Genomic DNA, 16,707 nt, shown 5'->3' with positions numbered 1-16,707 from the left:
GCAGCTAAACAACACCATTACTGGTCTTGTAAAATATCTGCAAGTACGGCTACAAACGCGTGGATATCTTCTTCGCAATGTTCGGCTGTTAAAGTCACTCTTAATCTAGCGCTGCCTTGAGCCACCGTTGGGGGTCTAATTGCACCGACCCAGAATCCGTGTTCTTTTAACCTTTTTGCAATTGCCAATGTTCTAGCACTATCGCCGATAATAATTGGTTGAATTGCAGTGCATGAACCAGTTAGTTCAATACTGGCAGCATCACAGCTTGTTATAAAAGTGGCAATGTTAGCCTGTAACTTTTGATTCAGTTGCGGCGTATTAATAATAGTATCGATAGATGCGGTCACAGCAGCGGCATTTGCTGGTGAAAGCGCTGTCGAATAGATGTATTGCCTTGCGTTTGCCACCAAATATTCGATTAACTCGCGGCTTCCTAGTATCGCAGCACCCTGTCCCCCTAAAGCTTTCCCAAATGTAACCACCTGGGCATCGATATCAATGTCCTCCGCCACAGCAGAGGCGCCCATACCATTATCTCCGATAATGCCAAAGCCGTGGGCATCATCGACGATGAACCATGCACCATTTTGTTTGCATAAAGCAGATAACTCTGCCAATGGCGCGATATCACCGCCCATACTAAAAACACTTTCGGTGATCACAGCGCACGGAGTATGGCGCTCGACATTTTCTATGGCTGATTCAATATCGTTATGGATAAATCGTTTCAGCGTGGCACCACTATCTTGCAGGCCATCAATAACTGAAGCGTGCACTAACTTGTCGGTTAACACTAGATCAGAGTTATTAAACAAGGTTTTCATCAAGGCATGATTTGCTGTAAAACCAGAACAAAATAGCAGTGCAGCTTCATGACCTGTCGCGTTACACAATGCCTGTTCTAGCTGCTGGTGTGCCTGATTATATCCAATGACTAAGGGCGAAGAAGCCCCTCCAGCACCAAAATTTTTTGCACCGCTATGAAGGGCTTCAATTACATTTGGAGCTCTGGACAGTCCTAAATAATCATTACTGCTAAAGTTAATATAGGGTAAATCATCAACTTCAAAACAGCTGGCATGCTCAGGGTCAAGCATCACTTTTACCCGCTTTCTTAACAGCCCTTTATCTGCCAAAGACCGATTTGCCTGTATAACTCTAGAGTGGAGCGGCTGTAGTTTTTGCTTAGCGGCATCAGACATAACATTACTCAATGTGAGAGCGAGACTTATTTACCGTTAGCAACTTTCGCTGTTAACGGTAAATTTCTGTTAAAGCAATTTCTAAACTAATTGGCTTAGGTATTTACAGTGCACCGGCATCATAAAAGGCTGAAGCTTTCTTATCTTGCTGCGCAGCGGCCTTAGCAAGCATAGCTTCATCTTGCTCTTTAGTTGCCGCAACTCCCTGCTCAGGGTGTAATCCAAGACGTCTGAACAAACTCATATCATCATTTTCTTCTGGATTAGGTGTGGTCAACAGTTTGCAGCCATAAAAAATCGAATTAGCACCAGCGAAGAAGCACATAGCTTGCAGTTCATCAGTCATATTCTCGCGACCGGCAGACAAGCGCACACGAGATTTAGGCATAATGATCCGCGCTACAGCAATAGTACGCACGAACTCAAGCGGATCTAAATCATCAATCTTTTCAAAAGGAGTGCCTTCTACTTTAACCAGCATGTTAATTGGTACTGAATCAGGATGTTTATCGAGGTTGGCCAATTGTTGCAGTAGACCTGCTCTATCGGTTGCTTTCTCGCCCATACCCACAATCCCACCAGAACAAACTTTCATGCCTGAGGCGCGGACATTAGATAAGGTATCTAATCGGTTTTGATAGGTTCGCGTAGTTATTACATCACCGTAATACTCAGGTGAGGTATCTAAGTTATGGTTGTAATAATCAAGTCCAGCATCAGCGAGTTCGCTCGCTTGATCCGCAGAGAGCATACCTAAGGTCATGCAGGTTTCCATACCTAGTGATTTAACCTCTTCAACCATGGTTTTAAGGTATGGCATATCACGCTCTTTAGGGTTGCGCCACGCAGCTCCCATACAAAAACGTGAAGCGCCAGCGGCTTTTGCACTGCGGGCTTCAGTTAACACGGTTTCCATTGCGAGTAAGCGTTCTTTTTCAAGGCCTGTATCATAACGAGCACTTTGCGGGCAGTATTTGCAATCTTCAGGGCAAGCGCCAGTTTTAATCGAGAGCAAGCGACTGATCTGCACTTCGTTAGGATCGAACTCTTGGCGATGTACGCTGTGGGCTTGAAACAACAGATCATTCATAGGTAACGCAAATAAAGCTTCAATCTCATCACGTTTCCAGTTATTTCTCACTTGTAGATCTGACATCTCTTTTTCCTTTTCTAGCTCACACTAGTTACAAAATCGTGCTCTTCAATCGACGCATGCATCTTGTTAACGACAATAGAGTCGATAAACCTATAACTGATTGTTTACAGATGCATAATAATCTCTTACAAACAGTGTATTAGCGTATTTATGTTGCGTGATTTAATTAATATTTATCTTGCCTAGGATACCTGTAAGCCTTAACCTGTCAATGCCAATCAGCCTAAAAGGTTTACTAGCGGTCAAATTATGAGCACAGAAAAACAGTTAAGTAATCAGTTTATCGATTTAGAGTTCGATGCCAAACATCTATGGCACCCTTATACCTCGATGAATAATGCATTGCCGACCTATGGTGTCGTTAGCGCCGAAGGGGCTGAGCTAACTTTAGACAATGGCGCCAAGCTGATTGACGGTACGAGTTCCTGGTGGGCATGTGTTCATGGCTACAGCCACCCTAAGATTGTCAGCGCAATGCAGCAACAAACAGCACAACTTAGTCATGTAATGTTTGGTGGGATCACCCATCGACCTGCTGTTGAACTTGCAAAAATGCTGGTCGAGATGACAAGTGAACGCCTCACCAAAGTGTTTCTCGCCGATTCAGGCTCCATTGCAGTAGAAGTCGCTATGAAGATGGCGTTGCAATACTGGCAAGGACGAGATAAACCCAATAAACAAAAGATCCTTACGGTGAAAAGCGGTTATCACGGCGATACATTTGCCGCCATGAGTGTATGCGATCCCGAAGGAGGCATGCACACTATGTTTGGTGAGCTCGTCACTGAGCAACTGTTTGCGCCAGCACCAATGTCGCGTTTTGCTGAAAGTTTCGATGCAAAAGAGCTGCTTTCGCTTAGCAACATGTTTGAAGATAACCATCAGCAGATCGCTGCTGTGCTGATAGAGCCGATTATGCAGGGTGCTGGCGGTATGCGCTTTTACCACCCAGAGTATTTGAGTGCACTGCGAAAATTGTGTGATAAATATGATGTGCTGCTAATTCTCGATGAAATTGCCACAGGATTTGGTCGCACCGGTAAGCTCTTTGGCTATGAGCATGCGAATGTAGAAGCAGACATATTATGCCTAGGTAAAGCGCTTACTGGTGGTTATATTTCATTAGCTGCGACTATGTGTAGTGATGAAGTAGCGAAGGGAGTCAGTGACTCTCCAGCAGGGGTTTTCATGCATGGGCCAACATTCATGGGTAACCCATTAGCCTGCACAGCAGCCATTGCAAGCCTTGAACTTATCAACGAGCAACACTGGCCCGTACAAGTCGCCAGCATAGAGTCTCAAATGAGCGCAGAGCTTGCTGAAGCAATTGATTACGCCAATGTTGTTGACGTTAGAGTGCTAGGCGCTGTGGGCGTATTAGAGATGAGCTCGACCTTAAACACCGCAGAGCTTCAACAACAGTTTGTTGATCTCGGAGTATGGATAAGACCCTTCTCAAACCTTATCTATATTATGCCGCCCTACACTATATCAAGCGAACAATTGTCGCGATTAACCAGTGCGATGAAAACCGTTGCGAGCCAAATATCACTGCCAGAAAATGACACCAGCTTTATCAGCCACGGATAGAAAGCCGGTGCTGTGAGCTGGTAACCGCCAAATTATCAACAGCTAAGCGACTAAGGTTTCCCCCCATAGTGAAGCGCTATAGCTTGCAGTTGTTCGGGGGACACCAGAGGAAAGTCAGTACGTTCGCCATATTGAATATATGTCGCAAAGAAAAAGTTTGTTCCAGCGATTTTATCTAACTGTCGTACTAGTTCACTTCCAGTGCTGTTTGCCGTTAGGCAGCAACGGCTATACTGATTAATGACTTGGGACAAACTAGTTCCACTTTGAAGCAATAAAGCATCAACTTCGGCAAAATAAGCGGCACCAGACCAATAAACACGCATGTAAGCGCGCTTTCGCCACATGTCATTAGCGATCATGCTCAACTTACCTGGTTGGGAAATAGTATTAAGCCTCCCCCTTTCTAATCCCGCTTGTAGTTTATTAACAAAGGTTGCCTTGTCTATGACTTGGCTTTGTAACATAACAATATTTTGCATGTACGTTGCAAACCCTTCGTTTAACCAAAATGAAGGATAATCTAAGTAGGGAATATAAAGATGTGACAACTCATGATAAAGCGTCCAGTCATCAACAAAATCTTGTAGAGGCCACTCAGTGTTGACTTGTAGCCTTATTTTATTCGGCGCGCCCCTAATAACTTGGGCAAACGGTACTGGTTCGTTGGCATTGGGCTTCATCACCAGCTCAAATTTAATACGCTTCCCAGGGAGTTTACCTAACGATGACTCAACCGCTGTTGTGCCACTCACTATCCATCGCTGCAGCTTATGTTGCTCATCAGTCGGCGCGCCCCCCATATCAATGTCAACCTCTGTCGCAAAGACAGAGCCTAAATTACAGGCGGCTAATGTACCAAATAACAATAAAGAAACTGAATACTTGTAGTGGCGGCTCTTGCTTATCCTCTTTAGCATTTCATCTCCCTCTATCATGTATGGAGTGACCATCCTTAATGATTAAACTAAACCATTGCAGCTTCATGAATACTCTTATCCGGTTACGTTAAGCATCAGCCAGTAGATCACCTTAGTCGTCCTATAACAACGAGTGCATCTGCGGCAAACCTTTAGCACAGCTAGTAACGGTCAATGACTGAATCATAGACAGACGTGCGACTATGTCGAAATGCCTGCCCTTTAAACCAGTAAAGGGTTACAACTTAAACCCTGAAATGTGTCGCGCTAAACGTTGAGAGTTTTGCGCTAACGCCTGACCTATAGATGAAGCTTCTTTTGCAGCAACGAGTGCTAAATCGGCGCCTTCTTTAATAGCACTGGTACGGGTATCCATTGAAGCTGATACCTCTCTTTGCGCATCAACGCTCTGAGTTATTTGCCCACTGATCTGGACAATATCCTCAACATTACTCGCCAACGTCGCAATACTTTCGCTAACCAAACTTGCTTGCTCAACTCCTTCATTGGCCTGCATTGAACCTGACTCCATGGCCTTAACGGCTTGTTTTGCCCCCTCTTGAACTAGCTCTATCATAGCTTCTATCTCTTGGGTCGAAGACTGTGTGCGGCTAGCTAGCGTTCTAACTTCATCAGCGACCACAGCAAAACCTCTCCCTTGCTCCCCCGCTCTTGCCGCTTCTATCGCTGCATTTAGCGCCAGTAAGTTGGTCTGTTCGGCAATAGAGCGGATCACATTCACTACCTTACCAATATCAGCGCTATGCACTGCCAGTTGGTTAATCACTTCAGCGCCCGTGGCAACTTCTTGCGCTATTTTGTTAATCCCGCTCACGGTACCTGCGATCACGACTTTGCCGTTCTGGACCGATTGTTGTGCATCGGTTGTGACTTGGTTGGCATCTTGAGTACAGCGTTCAACACTATCGGCGGAGTGAACCATATCAGTGATAGCTTCTGCAACATTGTGGGTTTGCGCTTGTTGCTTTGTTAATGTGGTCTCTACATCTGCTGTTACCAATTGCATTTTATCACTGGCATTAACTACATCGACGCTGACTTGCTTAACCTCGGTGATGAGCGACCTTACACTCAGTAACATGTGGTTAAAAGCTTCGGCAATTTTTGATAACTCATCATTTCCAGTGACGTTTAAATCCGCCGTAAAATCACCTTTAGCGACTCGTGAAGTCAATGCCTCAATGGCGATTACCTTTTCAACAATTGCTTTGTAGATAACGGATAAAATAGTCACACCCGTAATAACGACCATTAACGCTGTAATGATGAGCCAAAACATATGCGAACGCTCGTTTTCAAGTCGATTCTTTATTTGCTGTTCAAGCACTTTTGCTGTCGTATCGGCTAACAGGATTAACGCTTCAGAGAGCTGACTTGATTGCGCATTAAACGCACTCAACGTGATGCTAAACTTATCGGGAGAAATAATTCTTTTATCAACTGTATCAACAAATTGCTCAACTAACTCTGCGGATTCAGCAAGCGCGATTTTTAATGGCAACATCTCCGTTTCTGCAACTGTTGCGGACAACCGATTGGTCCCTTTCTTTAATAAGATTTGTTGTTCCGCCAACCTTTTATTAAGGGCTACTATTTGGGTGTAAGATTGAGGGGTAAAACTACCATGGCGCAATATCTTCGACGAAAGAGATGTAACCAGCGAGTAATACTCCGTCATTTCAGCAATGCGAGTAATGTATAATTCAGCCAGATAAAAACCACTGGGTTCTCCGTCAAGCGCGACCCCTGATGAAGCCGAAATATCCTCTTTTGCGCTCGCAATACTGCCAGCCAATGTGTTCGCGCTATTCTGAGTGTTTCTGTCGAATTCAAGTGATAATTGTCGTAAAAAATTAACAGAATTGGCTTGCAGGTTCACTGTTGCTTCTTGCTCCTTTAGGCTCGTTAACGCCAGTTCTTTTAACTGACGGTAATTTTGCCAACCATTAGCTCGACTTTGACGATATGCATGTTCAATATCACTCAAATGCGTTAAAACAAACAGCCCTGCTATTTCATCATTGAGTAGGTTTAGTTCATTTTTTTGCTGCATAACGATTAAGCTGGCACCGAACATGAGAGGCAAAAGAGTAACAATCGCAAGAAGGGTGAACTTCTTCTTAAAGCTCAATCGGTTGGCTATTCGCATTCCAGCAGAAGTAAAGGCGTTCATTTAATGTCGAGTCCGTTCTATAACTAGTTGATAACAGCAGACCTGTCATTATCAACTTTTATTTCACAATACCGCTTTAAACTGAACGAAATAGTTCTGAACTTAATATTGGTCAATCTTGCAATATCGCTTTTCGATGACTAAGGGCATCAGGGCAATATTTATTCTATTTCTGCTTAAAAAAGAAAATTGCGCGTAGATTTATAGATAAATTGTTAGCCTGTAAGAGGTAGAGGATGATTAACAAACGATAAATTTAGCCTCAAAATGTGATTTTTTCATGATATTTCGCTTAAATTAGCGCTGAATGATAAAAATCGATAAAAAAAATGGAAAAGTATTGCTATACTTGCGCGGAATTTTAGAACGTAACTCCAATAGAGTAGAAAAATGACTGATTTATCAAAGTACAGAAACATTGGTATCTTTGCTCACGTTGACGCGGGTAAGACCACCACAACTGAGCGTATCCTTAAGCTTACCGGTAAAATCCATAAGATAGGTGAAGTTCATGACGGCGAGTCAACAACTGACTTCATGGAACAGGAAGCTGAGCGTGGTATTACCATTCAGTCTGCTGCTGTTAGTTGTTTTTGGAACGACCACCGTTTCAACGTTATTGACACCCCTGGCCACGTTGACTTCACAGTAGAAGTTTATCGTTCTCTTAAAGTTCTTGATGGCGGTGTTGGCGTATTCTGTGGTTCTGGTGGTGTTGAACCACAATCAGAAACTAACTGGCGTTATGCGAACGAATCAGAAGTTGCACGTATCATCTTCGTAAACAAGTTAGACCGTATGGGTGCTGACTTCTTACGTGTTGTTAAGCAAACTAAAGACGTACTAGCTGCTAACCCACTAGTTATGGTTCTTCCTATCGGTATCGAAGATGAGTTCTCAGGTGTTGTTGACCTGCTAACTCGTAAAGCTTGGATATGGGACGAAACTGGGCAAGCTGAAAACTACAAGATTGAAGATGTTCCAGCTGACATGGTTGACCAAGTTGAAGAATACCGTGAAATGCTTATCGAAACTGCTCTTGAGCAAGACGATGATCTACTAGAAGCATACATGGAAGGCGAAGAGCCATCTATGGAAGACATTCAGCGTTGTATCCGTAAAGGTACTCGTACAATGGACTTCTTCCCAACATACTGTGGTTCTGCATTTAAGAACAAAGGTATGCAGCTTCTTCTTGACGCTGTTGTTGATTACCTACCAAACCCAGTTGAAGTTGATCCACAACCTCTTACTGATGAAGAAGGTAATGAAACAGGCGAAGTTGCAACAGTTTCTGTTGACGAGCCATTAAAAGCATTAGCATTCAAAATCATGGATGACCGTTTCGGCGCCCTAACCTTCGTACGTATCTACTCAGGTAAGATCAACAAAGGTGACACCATCCTTAACTCGTTCACAGGTAAAACTGAGCGTGTTGGCCGTATGGTTGAAATGCAAGCTGATGAGCGTAACGAACTTGATTACGCACAAGCTGGTGACATCATCGCTATCGTAGGTATGAAGAACGTGCAAACTGGTCACACTTTGTGTGATGTTAAGCACCCTTGTACTCTTGAAGCTATGGTATTCCCAGAGCCAGTTATCTCTATCGCTGTTGCGCCAAAAGATAAAGGCGGATCAGAGAAAATGGGTATCGCTATCGGTAAAATGATTGCAGAAGATCCATCTTTCCGCGTAGAAACTGACGAAGATTCAGGTGAAACTATCCTTAAAGGTATGGGTGAACTTCACCTAGACATTAAGGTAGATATCCTTAAGCGTACATACGGCGTTGACCTAATTGTAGGTGAGCCTCAAGTTGCTTACCGTGAAACTATTACTCAGGTTACTGAAGATAGCTACACGCATAAGAAACAGTCTGGTGGTTCTGGTCAGTTCGGTAAGATCGACTACGTTATCCGTCCAGGTGAGCAAAACACTGGTTTCACTTTCAGCTCTTCAGTTGTTGGTGGTAACGTACCGAAGGAATTCTGGCCTGCAGTTGAGAAAGGTTTCGCATCTATGATGGATACCGGTACTGTTGCTGGTTTCCCTGTACTAGACGTTGAACTAGAACTAACTGATGGTGCTTTCCACGCAGTTGACTCGTCAGCTATCGCGTTCGAAATCGCTGCTAAAGGCGCATTCCGTCAGTCTATGCCTAAAGCCGGTGCACAACTTCTTGAGCCAATCATGAACGTTGACGTATTCAGCCCAGAAGACAACGTAGGTGACGTAATTGGTGACCTTAACCGTCGTCGTGGTATGATCAAAGACCAAATGGCTGGTGTTACTGGCGTTCGTATTAAAGCTGACGTACCGTTATCAGAAATGTTCGGTTACATCGGTTCACTACGTACTATGACATCTGGTCGTGGCCAATTCTCTATGGAATTCGCTCACTACGCACCATGTCCAAACAGTGTTGCTGAAAAAGTAATTGCTGAAGTTAAAGCACGTGAAGCTGCTGCTAAGAAGTAACTATTAAGTTAGTTATGACTCTTAACGAGTTTTAAGCTTTAACAAAAGCCTATAGATGCAAATCTATAGGCTTTTTTATTGCCGTCAAACAATCGCAGCAAGTTCAGCTCTAGCGCATAGTCAGCACTTCATGAAATTAATCCTAATTTTGTTGCATCACTCTCATATTTAGAATGCCGAGTTGCTTTAGTTGCCAAAGTCGATAAAGTACGCGCTCAGTTTCTAGGCTCAACATTATGACGACTCAATTATCCAAGCTTTTCACACTTATTTTCGCTCTCATTAGCTCTTTCCATACTCTTGCCAATCAAGAACTCAATAGCACTGTAAATCAACAGCTAAAGCCTAAACATTGGAGTGGCCTACCTCTGCTCGCAGACAAAGCATCTGAGCGCGGGTACCAATTACCCATTCCGGTTGGCGTCACGCTGTTTTACAACAGCATTGATGCTGATTATGAAGCCGTTAATGATTTTCAAGTGCAAGTTGATGGCGGCTTGCTTGGCCTAAGGGGCCCCAATGACTATGTAGTACCCGCTGAAGATGTCAGTATCACAGGCCGTGACAAAAGTATGCAACTAAAGGTCGATGCTTGGTTACTACCCTTTTGGAATGTCTATGGGATCTTAGGTTACACTGAAGGCCATAAGGATATTCGAGCTAAGCTCGATAATGTTGAAGGCCTTCCATGTGGTACCAGTTGTGATGGGCTCGTGCTACCTATCCCTATTAATTATACCGCGACCAACTATGGCATTGGTACAGTGCTAGCAGGACAGATAGACCCTATCGTAGGTGATACGCCTTTCACTATTATGGCCATTGGCGCAATCGTAAAAGCAAAGACTGATACGACAGACAGTTTAATAAAAACTAAACTGGCCTCAGTTCGTATCGGCCAACGTTTTGATATCGGGGCTGATAAACTCGCATGGTTTCTTGCTTTTAGCCACCAAAGCGTCAATCAGAATGTTACCGGTGATTACTCTTTTAAAGGGACTGAGCTCGCCCCTTTAATGGAAAACGTAAAATTCGATATCGATCTTGCTAAGCAAGAAACTAAAAATATCTCATTCAGCCTAAACTATGATTTTGGGTCCCAAAACGAATGGAATATCTATGCTGAATATGGCTTCCTCAACTGGAAACATTTAATCATTGGTATGGGTCGTCGATTCTAACTCGCACCATTGATGCTCATCATGATTCTAAGTTGATTAGCACTCAAAATTAGCAGCCATTCGTTTAATACTCACCAATGGCACACTGTGCTGATTTCGCTGCGCGCACAACTGTTGATGAACTAGATTTTTTGGTTGGCCGACCAATTCCACCTGGACTTTATAGCCCAGTGCAAGCGCTGCAGCGCAATAAGCTTGGTATTCCCAATGCTGCAGATTAGTATTATCGCAAATAACGATAGATACTCCTTCCGCCATTGCTTCGATAAACGCTGTTAAGTTTAACTGGTGATATCTAGATAGTAATTTGGGGTTAAACTGATACGCTCCCTCGCTATAAAAATAATGGTCGGTTGAGAATATGCTGCATTGCTTGTCAGGCTGACCCCCGTTGTCATCTTGTGCATAGGCAGTGGCAAACTCTTTTGCCCAGTAGCTTTTACCACTACCGGGTAGTCCACGCATAATGATGGCAAGCTTGTCCTCAACATGCTTATTAAACATATTAATTATCCAGCCTGTAATTGATCATTAACCACTTTACCTTGCAGAATTTGCTCCACCAATTTAGGCAGCACTTCACTCGCCTTTCCCTGTAAATGATATTGGAACTGGCTATGCCTATCAGCAGGCAACAAATTAATATCGACGGTTTGTGCCCCATGGTGATTAGCTGTATCAACAAACCCAGCTGCAGGATAGACAGTACCTGATGTACCAATTGCAATAAACAGATCACAGTTGTCTAATGCATGTTGAATTCGATCTAGGCCTATTGGCATCTCACCAAACCAAACCACATGAGGACGAAGTCTTTGCGCGGGAATACAACAAGTACAAGTATGCTCAGGGCCAAAAGGCTCTCTCAATAAAAATGTTTGCCTAGACCGAGGGCAGCGACCTTTTGAAAGTTCTCCATGCATATGCAGTAATCGCTTTGAGCCTGCTCTTTCATGAAGATCATCGATATTTTGTGTGACAACGAGTAACTTACCTTCAAATTCACGTTCCAGCTTAGCAAGAGCATCATGGCCAGCATTTGGCTCTATTCTACCATTATGGAATTGCTGCCAGCGTTCATTATAAAACTTTTCAACAAGTTTAGGGTTATTCTCATAGCCCTCAGGAGTCGCCACCTCTTCTATCTTATGCTCTTCCCACAAACCATCTTGATCTCGAAAGGTACGTAATCCAGATTCTGCCGAGATCCCGGCGCCAGTTAGTATCACTATCTGCTGGTACATCTACAGTCCTATTTCTTAGTATTGGTATTGCCATTTTGCCAAGGAAATAACGATTTTCACATTAGGCATTAGTATAAACGCTAATAACAATACAAAAAGTATGCTTAAATTGCTTGTTTTATATCAGCTTTATCGCTTTTATTTACATTAGATGGCTTATTACTATATCAAAGGTTTAAGTTTTCTAATTGTGCACATATAATGGATTGAATCCCCACATATGAACTGGCTCGAGTTAACAGGCCGTTCTGCAATCAAGAGAACAATAATGACAGATGGAAATCAAGCGCTAAAGAAAGCGGGTTTGAAAGTAACCTTACCACGAGTCAAAATTTTAGAATTGATGCAAGGACCAGAGAATCAGCATATCAGTGCTGAAGATCTCTATAAAAAGCTACTGGATTTGGGTGAAGAGATCGGCTTAGCGACGGTTTATCGAGTACTTAACCAGTTTGATGATGCAGGCATAGTGACTCGTCATCATTTCGAAAGCGGCAAAGCTGTGTTCGAACTTGCAACACAACACCACCATGATCACCTTGTATGTTTATCATGTGGCAAAGTCTTCGAATTCTCTGATGATATGATTGAACAACGTCAAGATGAAATTGCCATGAAGCACAACATCAAACTGACAAACCACAGCCTTTACCTTTACGGTGTTTGCACCAATGACAACTGTGAACATGGTGAGTCATAAAGTTTATTGAAATAAAAAAACCAGCTTAAAGCTGGTTTTTTTGTGGGTGATGGTTAACTAAATAACGCTTGGCTAAAGATATTTGTGAAAAACATTGACCTTGTGCCCCATAAACTTGTCTCGTCCACGCTCTTGCATGCCTAGTTTTTTTGCCACGCCTTCAGAGCCCCTATTACCAATGAGGATTAAAGCGATAGCTTCTTGTATATCGTAATCAATAAATTTAGATAACGCGGCGTCTCCCGCTTCAAAGCCAATCCCTTTGCCCCAATAAGCCGGTAAATAACGGTAACCAAGCTCTACTTCGCCGAACTCCTCAATGTACTTTGGGCCACAAAAACCTATCACTCTTGCATCAGCTTTGTGCTCTACCGCCCAACGACCATAGCCTAGCTGCTCATAACTACTCAAGATCATATTCTCCAAGATCTCTTCAGCCTGAGAAATATTAGTCATTGGCGCACCAGGGATATAGGTAAGGATCTCCGGGATACTGTTGAGTAAAAAGATAGCTTTAGTATCTTTTGACTCAAATCGCCGTATTATCAGCCTCTCGGTTTCAGCTATTATCACTTTAAACTCCTTGGTATTGCGCTATCCATATTACTGCAACATACAATTTGTTAAACATAGTATGCTTATCTGTATTCACGACTTTGTGACTATAATCGATACTAATATAACTAATTTCTATTTAAATTAGAAAGTATTAAAACAAGATTGCCTAATTGGCAAAAATGCCTTTCAATAAGACAATCCGCTATCAGGTGCTTAATAGTAAGGAATACTTATGACCATCATGCAAAAATTCTTTTGGATTATCGCTTCTTTGGGCAACTTGATTGCAGTCAATTTCGCCATTAGCCAAACAAGTATTGGTACCGTCTTATTACTCTTATTAACGATGAGCTACAGTATTATTGGCTACTTTGATATGTATCATAGTAAACATACGCTTAATCGCCTTTACCCTGTTGTCGCGCATATTCGCTACTTTCTTGAGTCATATCGAGTTGAAATTCAACAATACTTCATTGCCAATGATACCGAAGAGAAGCCTTTCAATCGCGAGCAACGCTCCCTTGTATATCAACGAGCAAAAAATGTCAGAGATACCATTGCTTTTGGTACACAGCGTGATCTACTTGAGGATAACTATTTAAGCCTATGGCAATCGCTACACCCAAGAGATGTTTTAGCCGATGCTAAACGCGTACGTTTTGGTGGGCCTGATTGTTTAAAGCCTTACGATGCTTCCTACCTCAACATCTCTGCCATGAGTTTTGGTTCATTAAGCTCAAACGCCATTGAAGCTTTAAACTTAGGTGCTCTAAAGGCTGGCTGTTATCACAATACCGGAGAAGGTGGTGCGAGTCCCTACCACTTAAAGCACCATGGAGATGTAGTTTGGCAAATTGGCTCAGGTTTATTTGGCTGTCGTGATGATGAAGGTAACTTTAACCCCGACACGTTCGCAGCGATGGCGACTCGTCCGCAAATAAAAATGATTGAAATAAAGCTCTCTCAAGGCGCGAAGCCTGGTCATGGTGGTGTATTACCAGCAGCAAAAATTACTGATGAGATTGCCGCTATTAGGCATATATCCAAAGATAAGGACTGTGTATCACCGGCAGTAAACCCTGAATGCACAACACCAAAAGATCTACTTAATTTTGTGGTAAAACTGCGAACATTAAGCGAAGGAAAGCCCATTGGCTTTAAACTTTGTATCGGTAATCCGGTTGAGTTTTTAGGCTTGTGTAAAGCGATGCTAGAAACAGGCATTACACCCGACTTCATTACGGTAGATGGAGCAGAGGGAGGTACAGGTGCTGCGCCTGTCGAGTTCTCTAACCGTTTAGGTATGATGTGTTTAGAAGGGGTCTATTTTACTCATAACGCACTTATAGGCGCAGGGTTACGAGATAAAATAAATATCATCGCGTCTGGTAAGACTGCATCCAGTTTTGATCTATTAGCAAAAATAGCCATGGGAGCTGATACCGTCAATGCAGCTCGCACCATGATGATGTCACTCGGTTGTATTCAATCTCGCCACTGTAATACCAATATGTGCCCTACCGGTATTGCCACTCAAGACCCTGCTCGAAGCAAAGCCATTAACGTTATTGATAAAAGTGAACGGGTGAAAAACTATCATCACAACACCATAGAGAGCTTTTTTGAACTCGTCGGCAGCATGGGCTTAGATAATCCGGCCAAGTTAATGCCCCATATGTTAAAAAAGCGCACTCCATATGGGCTATTAATGTCGGTAGGCAGCCTCATCGAGCCATTAAAAGAAAATGAGTTACTGCAAGAGAAGCACATTGAGGGACCTTGGAGCGACTGGTGGCGTATGGCAAGAAGTGATGATTTCTATAGTGAGGACACCTACATCTTGTCGCCGGCTGAGTTCTCTCGCGCCAAGCATGCTAGTCATCAACGAGATCAAATTCAGCCTAAGTAAATTTTACCTAAATTATAGTAAAACTGATAACCAAAAACTCATTGTAAACACACACAGTACTGTGGAAATTACCACAGTACTGGCTATTACCGTCTGTTGAGCTTGAACTTGCATCGCGACAAGATAAGCATTAATGCCAAGTGGAGAAGCGCTGAGCAATACCAGTACAGCGAGCATATCAGCTTCTAGATTGAACATTAAACCGAGCACATAAACAAAAGTGGGCAGCAAAATTAACTTAATCAACGAAGCCATTAAAGCCAACTTCCAATCCTTCGCTACTTTATAAAAACACAGGTTTGCTCCTAGCACGAACAGCGCACATGCTAATGCAGGTTGACTCAGTAAATGAATACCATTGACTAAGTTATCAGCTAAGGGGATTTGCAATAGATTGAGGATCAAACCTAAAGAGATACTCATCACGATAGGGTTAAACACAATACTTTTTACAAACGGCCCTGCCTTAAAATTAGCTTTGCTGCCACTTAACCCTAGAGTAAAGGTCAGCGAAAATAGTAACGCGCTATGAAAGGTAATAATAATAAATACATTTCCCATCATCTCCTGCCCTATCGCGCCAACGATAATCGGTAAGCCCACTAAGATAGTGTTTGAATAACTGCAGCCTAGGCCATAAGCCGCACTGTTAGCCATAGGTTGCGTTTGGCCTCTTCGTACATAATAGAAAAGTAAAAAGCCAATGCTATATGCAACTAAGACCGGTAAATAAAAACTAGCTAATGCTTTAATATCAAAGCTTTTGGTTAAGTCAGCTTGATACATATTTATAAATAGAAAAGCAGGAATGCTGAGATAGAAGGTAAATAAACTTATGCCACTGATCTGTTCTTTAGAAAAAACGGATCTGATGGTGAGTATATAGCCTAATACGGCCATAAATATGAGAGGAAAAACGATTGAAATAATGGCCATTACCGGTTTAATTTAGTCCAGGAAGAAGAAGTTGGAAATTTCTTGATTAAATTCCAATATAAAGATTAATAATTGTATCAAAATAACGGTAAGGATTTGGAAAGTTAAACGGATATTTTACACAGAGTACACGACATTGGTTCGATATCGAGGGACCTGACAAGGCTAGTAAACAAGCATCCGCTGCTACAAAAAGCCTAAATTAGCAAGGTAAACAAGCACACTTGGTGGAACACTAATTACTAGAAATATTCAAAGGGATGACATTGCAAAATATCTCTTTCTCAAACTGCTGCTCTAGCTTCTCTCTCCATGACTGTTTATTGATCGGCACCAGATAAAAATTCTCTCTAGATGTGTCCGTAACAAAAGCCAAATCATGGCGCATTAGTTCAAAATGTATATCGTTAACAAAATCGGCTGAGAAGTTCTGCCGCCCTGTTAACTGATTAATATCTTTGCGAGACAAAGAGACCCCTTCATTGAGCCCCTCGAATCTCAACCTCAACCAATCTGAAAACTCTTTCGCGCTGACCATAGACATAAAATCTACCTACAAGTTCCTCTATAGATAAATTAGGTATAACAGATCGCTGTTACATCGCCATATTTTAGACTGCTTTTTCCATT

General features: G+C 42.6%; 14 protein-coding genes. 5 read left to right on the top strand and 9 right to left on the bottom strand.

The genetic code is table 11. The features are described from left to right. Positions 1–17: 17 nt before the first annotated feature. Positions 18–1,205, bottom strand: a complete 1,188-nt coding sequence (locus AB4135_RS14345; protein ID WP_371993908.1) for an aminotransferase class I/II-fold pyridoxal phosphate-dependent enzyme — start codon at positions 1,203–1,205, stop codon at positions 18–20. 103 nt (positions 1,206–1,308) lie between these two features. Beyond that, positions 1,309–2,361: a biotin synthase BioB gene (gene bioB / locus AB4135_RS14340; RefSeq protein ID WP_371993906.1), complete on the bottom strand. Its 1,053-nt coding sequence runs from the start codon at positions 2,359–2,361 to the stop codon at positions 1,309–1,311. 249 nt (positions 2,362–2,610) lie between these two features. On the opposite strand from bioB, the gene bioA reads away from it, so the two are divergent. Then, positions 2,611–3,951, top strand: coding sequence for an adenosylmethionine--8-amino-7-oxononanoate transaminase (bioA, locus tag AB4135_RS14335; RefSeq protein WP_371993904.1), 1,341 nt, complete (start codon positions 2,611–2,613; stop codon positions 3,949–3,951). A gap of 50 nt (positions 3,952–4,001) precedes the next feature. Here bioA and AB4135_RS14330 read toward each other — a convergent pair whose 3' ends face one another. Together AB4135_RS14330 and AB4135_RS14325 are read right to left on the bottom strand one after the other, a co-directional pair. Continuing rightward, complete coding sequence (locus tag AB4135_RS14330; RefSeq protein ID WP_371993902.1) at positions 4,002–4,871, bottom strand: hypothetical protein; 870 nt, start codon at positions 4,869–4,871, stop codon at positions 4,002–4,004. Positions 4,872–5,109: 238 nt separating this feature from the next. Then, entirely contained in the window at positions 5,110–7,065 is a 1,956-nt protein-coding gene (locus AB4135_RS14325) for a methyl-accepting chemotaxis protein (RefSeq protein ID WP_371993900.1), read from the bottom strand. Between the two features lie 390 nt (positions 7,066–7,455). Here AB4135_RS14325 and fusA point away from each other — a divergent pair, with 390 nt between their 5' ends. Together fusA and AB4135_RS14315 are read left to right on the top strand one after the other, a co-directional pair. Beyond that, positions 7,456–9,546 carry an elongation factor G gene (gene fusA / locus AB4135_RS14320; RefSeq protein ID WP_371993898.1) on the top strand — a complete coding sequence of 697 codons (2,091 nt, stop codon included), beginning with the start codon at positions 7,456–7,458 and terminating at the stop codon, positions 9,544–9,546. Positions 9,547–9,782: 236 nt separating this feature from the next. Then, entirely contained in the window at positions 9,783–10,727 is a 945-nt protein-coding gene (locus AB4135_RS14315; protein ID WP_371993896.1) for a hypothetical protein, read from the top strand. A 36-nt stretch (positions 10,728–10,763) separates the two neighbouring features. Here the strand turns inward: AB4135_RS14315 and AB4135_RS14310 are convergent, their stop codons facing one another. Both AB4135_RS14310 and cobB read right to left on the bottom strand, forming a co-directional pair. After that, entirely contained in the window at positions 10,764–11,231 is a 468-nt protein-coding gene (locus AB4135_RS14310) for an AAA family ATPase (protein ID WP_371993894.1), read from the bottom strand. A gap of 5 nt (positions 11,232–11,236) precedes the next feature. Then, positions 11,237–11,971, bottom strand: a complete 735-nt coding sequence (gene cobB / locus AB4135_RS14305; protein ID WP_371993892.1) for a Sir2 family NAD+-dependent deacetylase — start codon at positions 11,969–11,971, stop codon at positions 11,237–11,239. Positions 11,972–12,239: 268 nt separating this feature from the next. Between cobB and fur the strand changes: the two genes are divergently transcribed. Then, on the top strand, positions 12,240–12,671 hold the full coding sequence (gene fur, locus AB4135_RS14300) for a ferric iron uptake transcriptional regulator (protein ID WP_220737515.1): 432 nt from the start codon (positions 12,240–12,242) through the stop codon (positions 12,669–12,671). 72 nt (positions 12,672–12,743) lie between these two features. On the opposite strand, the gene AB4135_RS14295 is transcribed toward fur, so the two are convergent. Then, a complete protein-coding gene (locus AB4135_RS14295; RefSeq protein ID WP_371993890.1) occupies positions 12,744–13,244 on the bottom strand; it encodes a GNAT family N-acetyltransferase in 501 nt (166 codons plus the stop codon). A 217-nt stretch (positions 13,245–13,461) separates the two neighbouring features. Between AB4135_RS14295 and AB4135_RS14290 the strand changes: the two genes are divergently transcribed. Next, positions 13,462–15,141: an FMN-binding glutamate synthase family protein gene (locus AB4135_RS14290; RefSeq protein ID WP_371993888.1), complete on the top strand. Its 1,680-nt coding sequence runs from the start codon at positions 13,462–13,464 to the stop codon at positions 15,139–15,141. A gap of 12 nt (positions 15,142–15,153) precedes the next feature. Here AB4135_RS14290 and AB4135_RS14285 read toward each other — a convergent pair whose 3' ends face one another. Together AB4135_RS14285 and AB4135_RS14280 are read right to left on the bottom strand one after the other, a co-directional pair. After that, positions 15,154–16,077 (bottom strand): AEC family transporter, encoded by a 924-nt coding sequence (locus AB4135_RS14285; protein WP_371993886.1) that lies wholly within the window; start codon positions 16,075–16,077, stop codon positions 15,154–15,156. 235 nt (positions 16,078–16,312) lie between these two features. Next, a complete protein-coding gene (locus AB4135_RS14280) occupies positions 16,313–16,621 on the bottom strand; it encodes a hypothetical protein (protein ID WP_220737519.1) in 309 nt (102 codons plus the stop codon). Positions 16,622–16,707 lie beyond the last annotated feature (86 nt).

This window comes from Shewanella sp. 10N.286.54.B9 (assembly GCF_041468565.1).
Classification (GTDB): domain Bacteria; phylum Pseudomonadota; class Gammaproteobacteria; order Enterobacterales; family Shewanellaceae; genus Shewanella.
Note: the sequence above shows the minus strand (reverse complement) of the source record. Positions and strands in the feature narration are given on the sequence as shown.

What these genes read in the sequence shown, in the direction of transcription:
- AB4135_RS14315 (WP_371993896.1), top strand. Translation starts at nt 9,783, where the DNA reads ATGACGACTCAATTATCCAAGCTTTTCACACTTATTTTCGCTCTCATT.
- fur (WP_220737515.1), top strand. Translation starts at nt 12,240, where the DNA reads ATGACAGATGGAAATCAAGCGCTAAAGAAAGCGGGTTTGAAAGTAACC.
- cobB (WP_371993892.1), bottom strand. Translation starts at nt 11,971, where the DNA reads ATGTACCAGCAGATAGTGATACTAACTGGCGCCGGGATCTCGGCAGAA.
- AB4135_RS14290 (WP_371993888.1), top strand. Translation starts at nt 13,462, where the DNA reads ATGACCATCATGCAAAAATTCTTTTGGATTATCGCTTCTTTGGGCAAC.
- AB4135_RS14310 (WP_371993894.1), bottom strand. Translation starts at nt 11,231, where the DNA reads ATGTTTAATAAGCATGTTGAGGACAAGCTTGCCATCATTATGCGTGGA.
- AB4135_RS14330 (WP_371993902.1), bottom strand. Translation starts at nt 4,871, where the DNA reads ATGCTAAAGAGGATAAGCAAGAGCCGCCACTACAAGTATTCAGTTTCT.
- bioB (WP_371993906.1), bottom strand. Translation starts at nt 2,361, where the DNA reads ATGTCAGATCTACAAGTGAGAAATAACTGGAAACGTGATGAGATTGAA.
- AB4135_RS14325 (WP_371993900.1), bottom strand. Translation starts at nt 7,065, where the DNA reads ATGAACGCCTTTACTTCTGCTGGAATGCGAATAGCCAACCGATTGAGC.
- AB4135_RS14345 (WP_371993908.1), bottom strand. Translation starts at nt 1,205, where the DNA reads ATGTCTGATGCCGCTAAGCAAAAACTACAGCCGCTCCACTCTAGAGTT.
- fusA (WP_371993898.1), top strand. Translation starts at nt 7,456, where the DNA reads ATGACTGATTTATCAAAGTACAGAAACATTGGTATCTTTGCTCACGTT.
- AB4135_RS14280 (WP_220737519.1), bottom strand. Translation starts at nt 16,621, where the DNA reads ATGTCTATGGTCAGCGCGAAAGAGTTTTCAGATTGGTTGAGGTTGAGA.
- AB4135_RS14285 (WP_371993886.1), bottom strand. Translation starts at nt 16,077, where the DNA reads ATGGCCATTATTTCAATCGTTTTTCCTCTCATATTTATGGCCGTATTA.
- bioA (WP_371993904.1), top strand. Translation starts at nt 2,611, where the DNA reads ATGAGCACAGAAAAACAGTTAAGTAATCAGTTTATCGATTTAGAGTTC.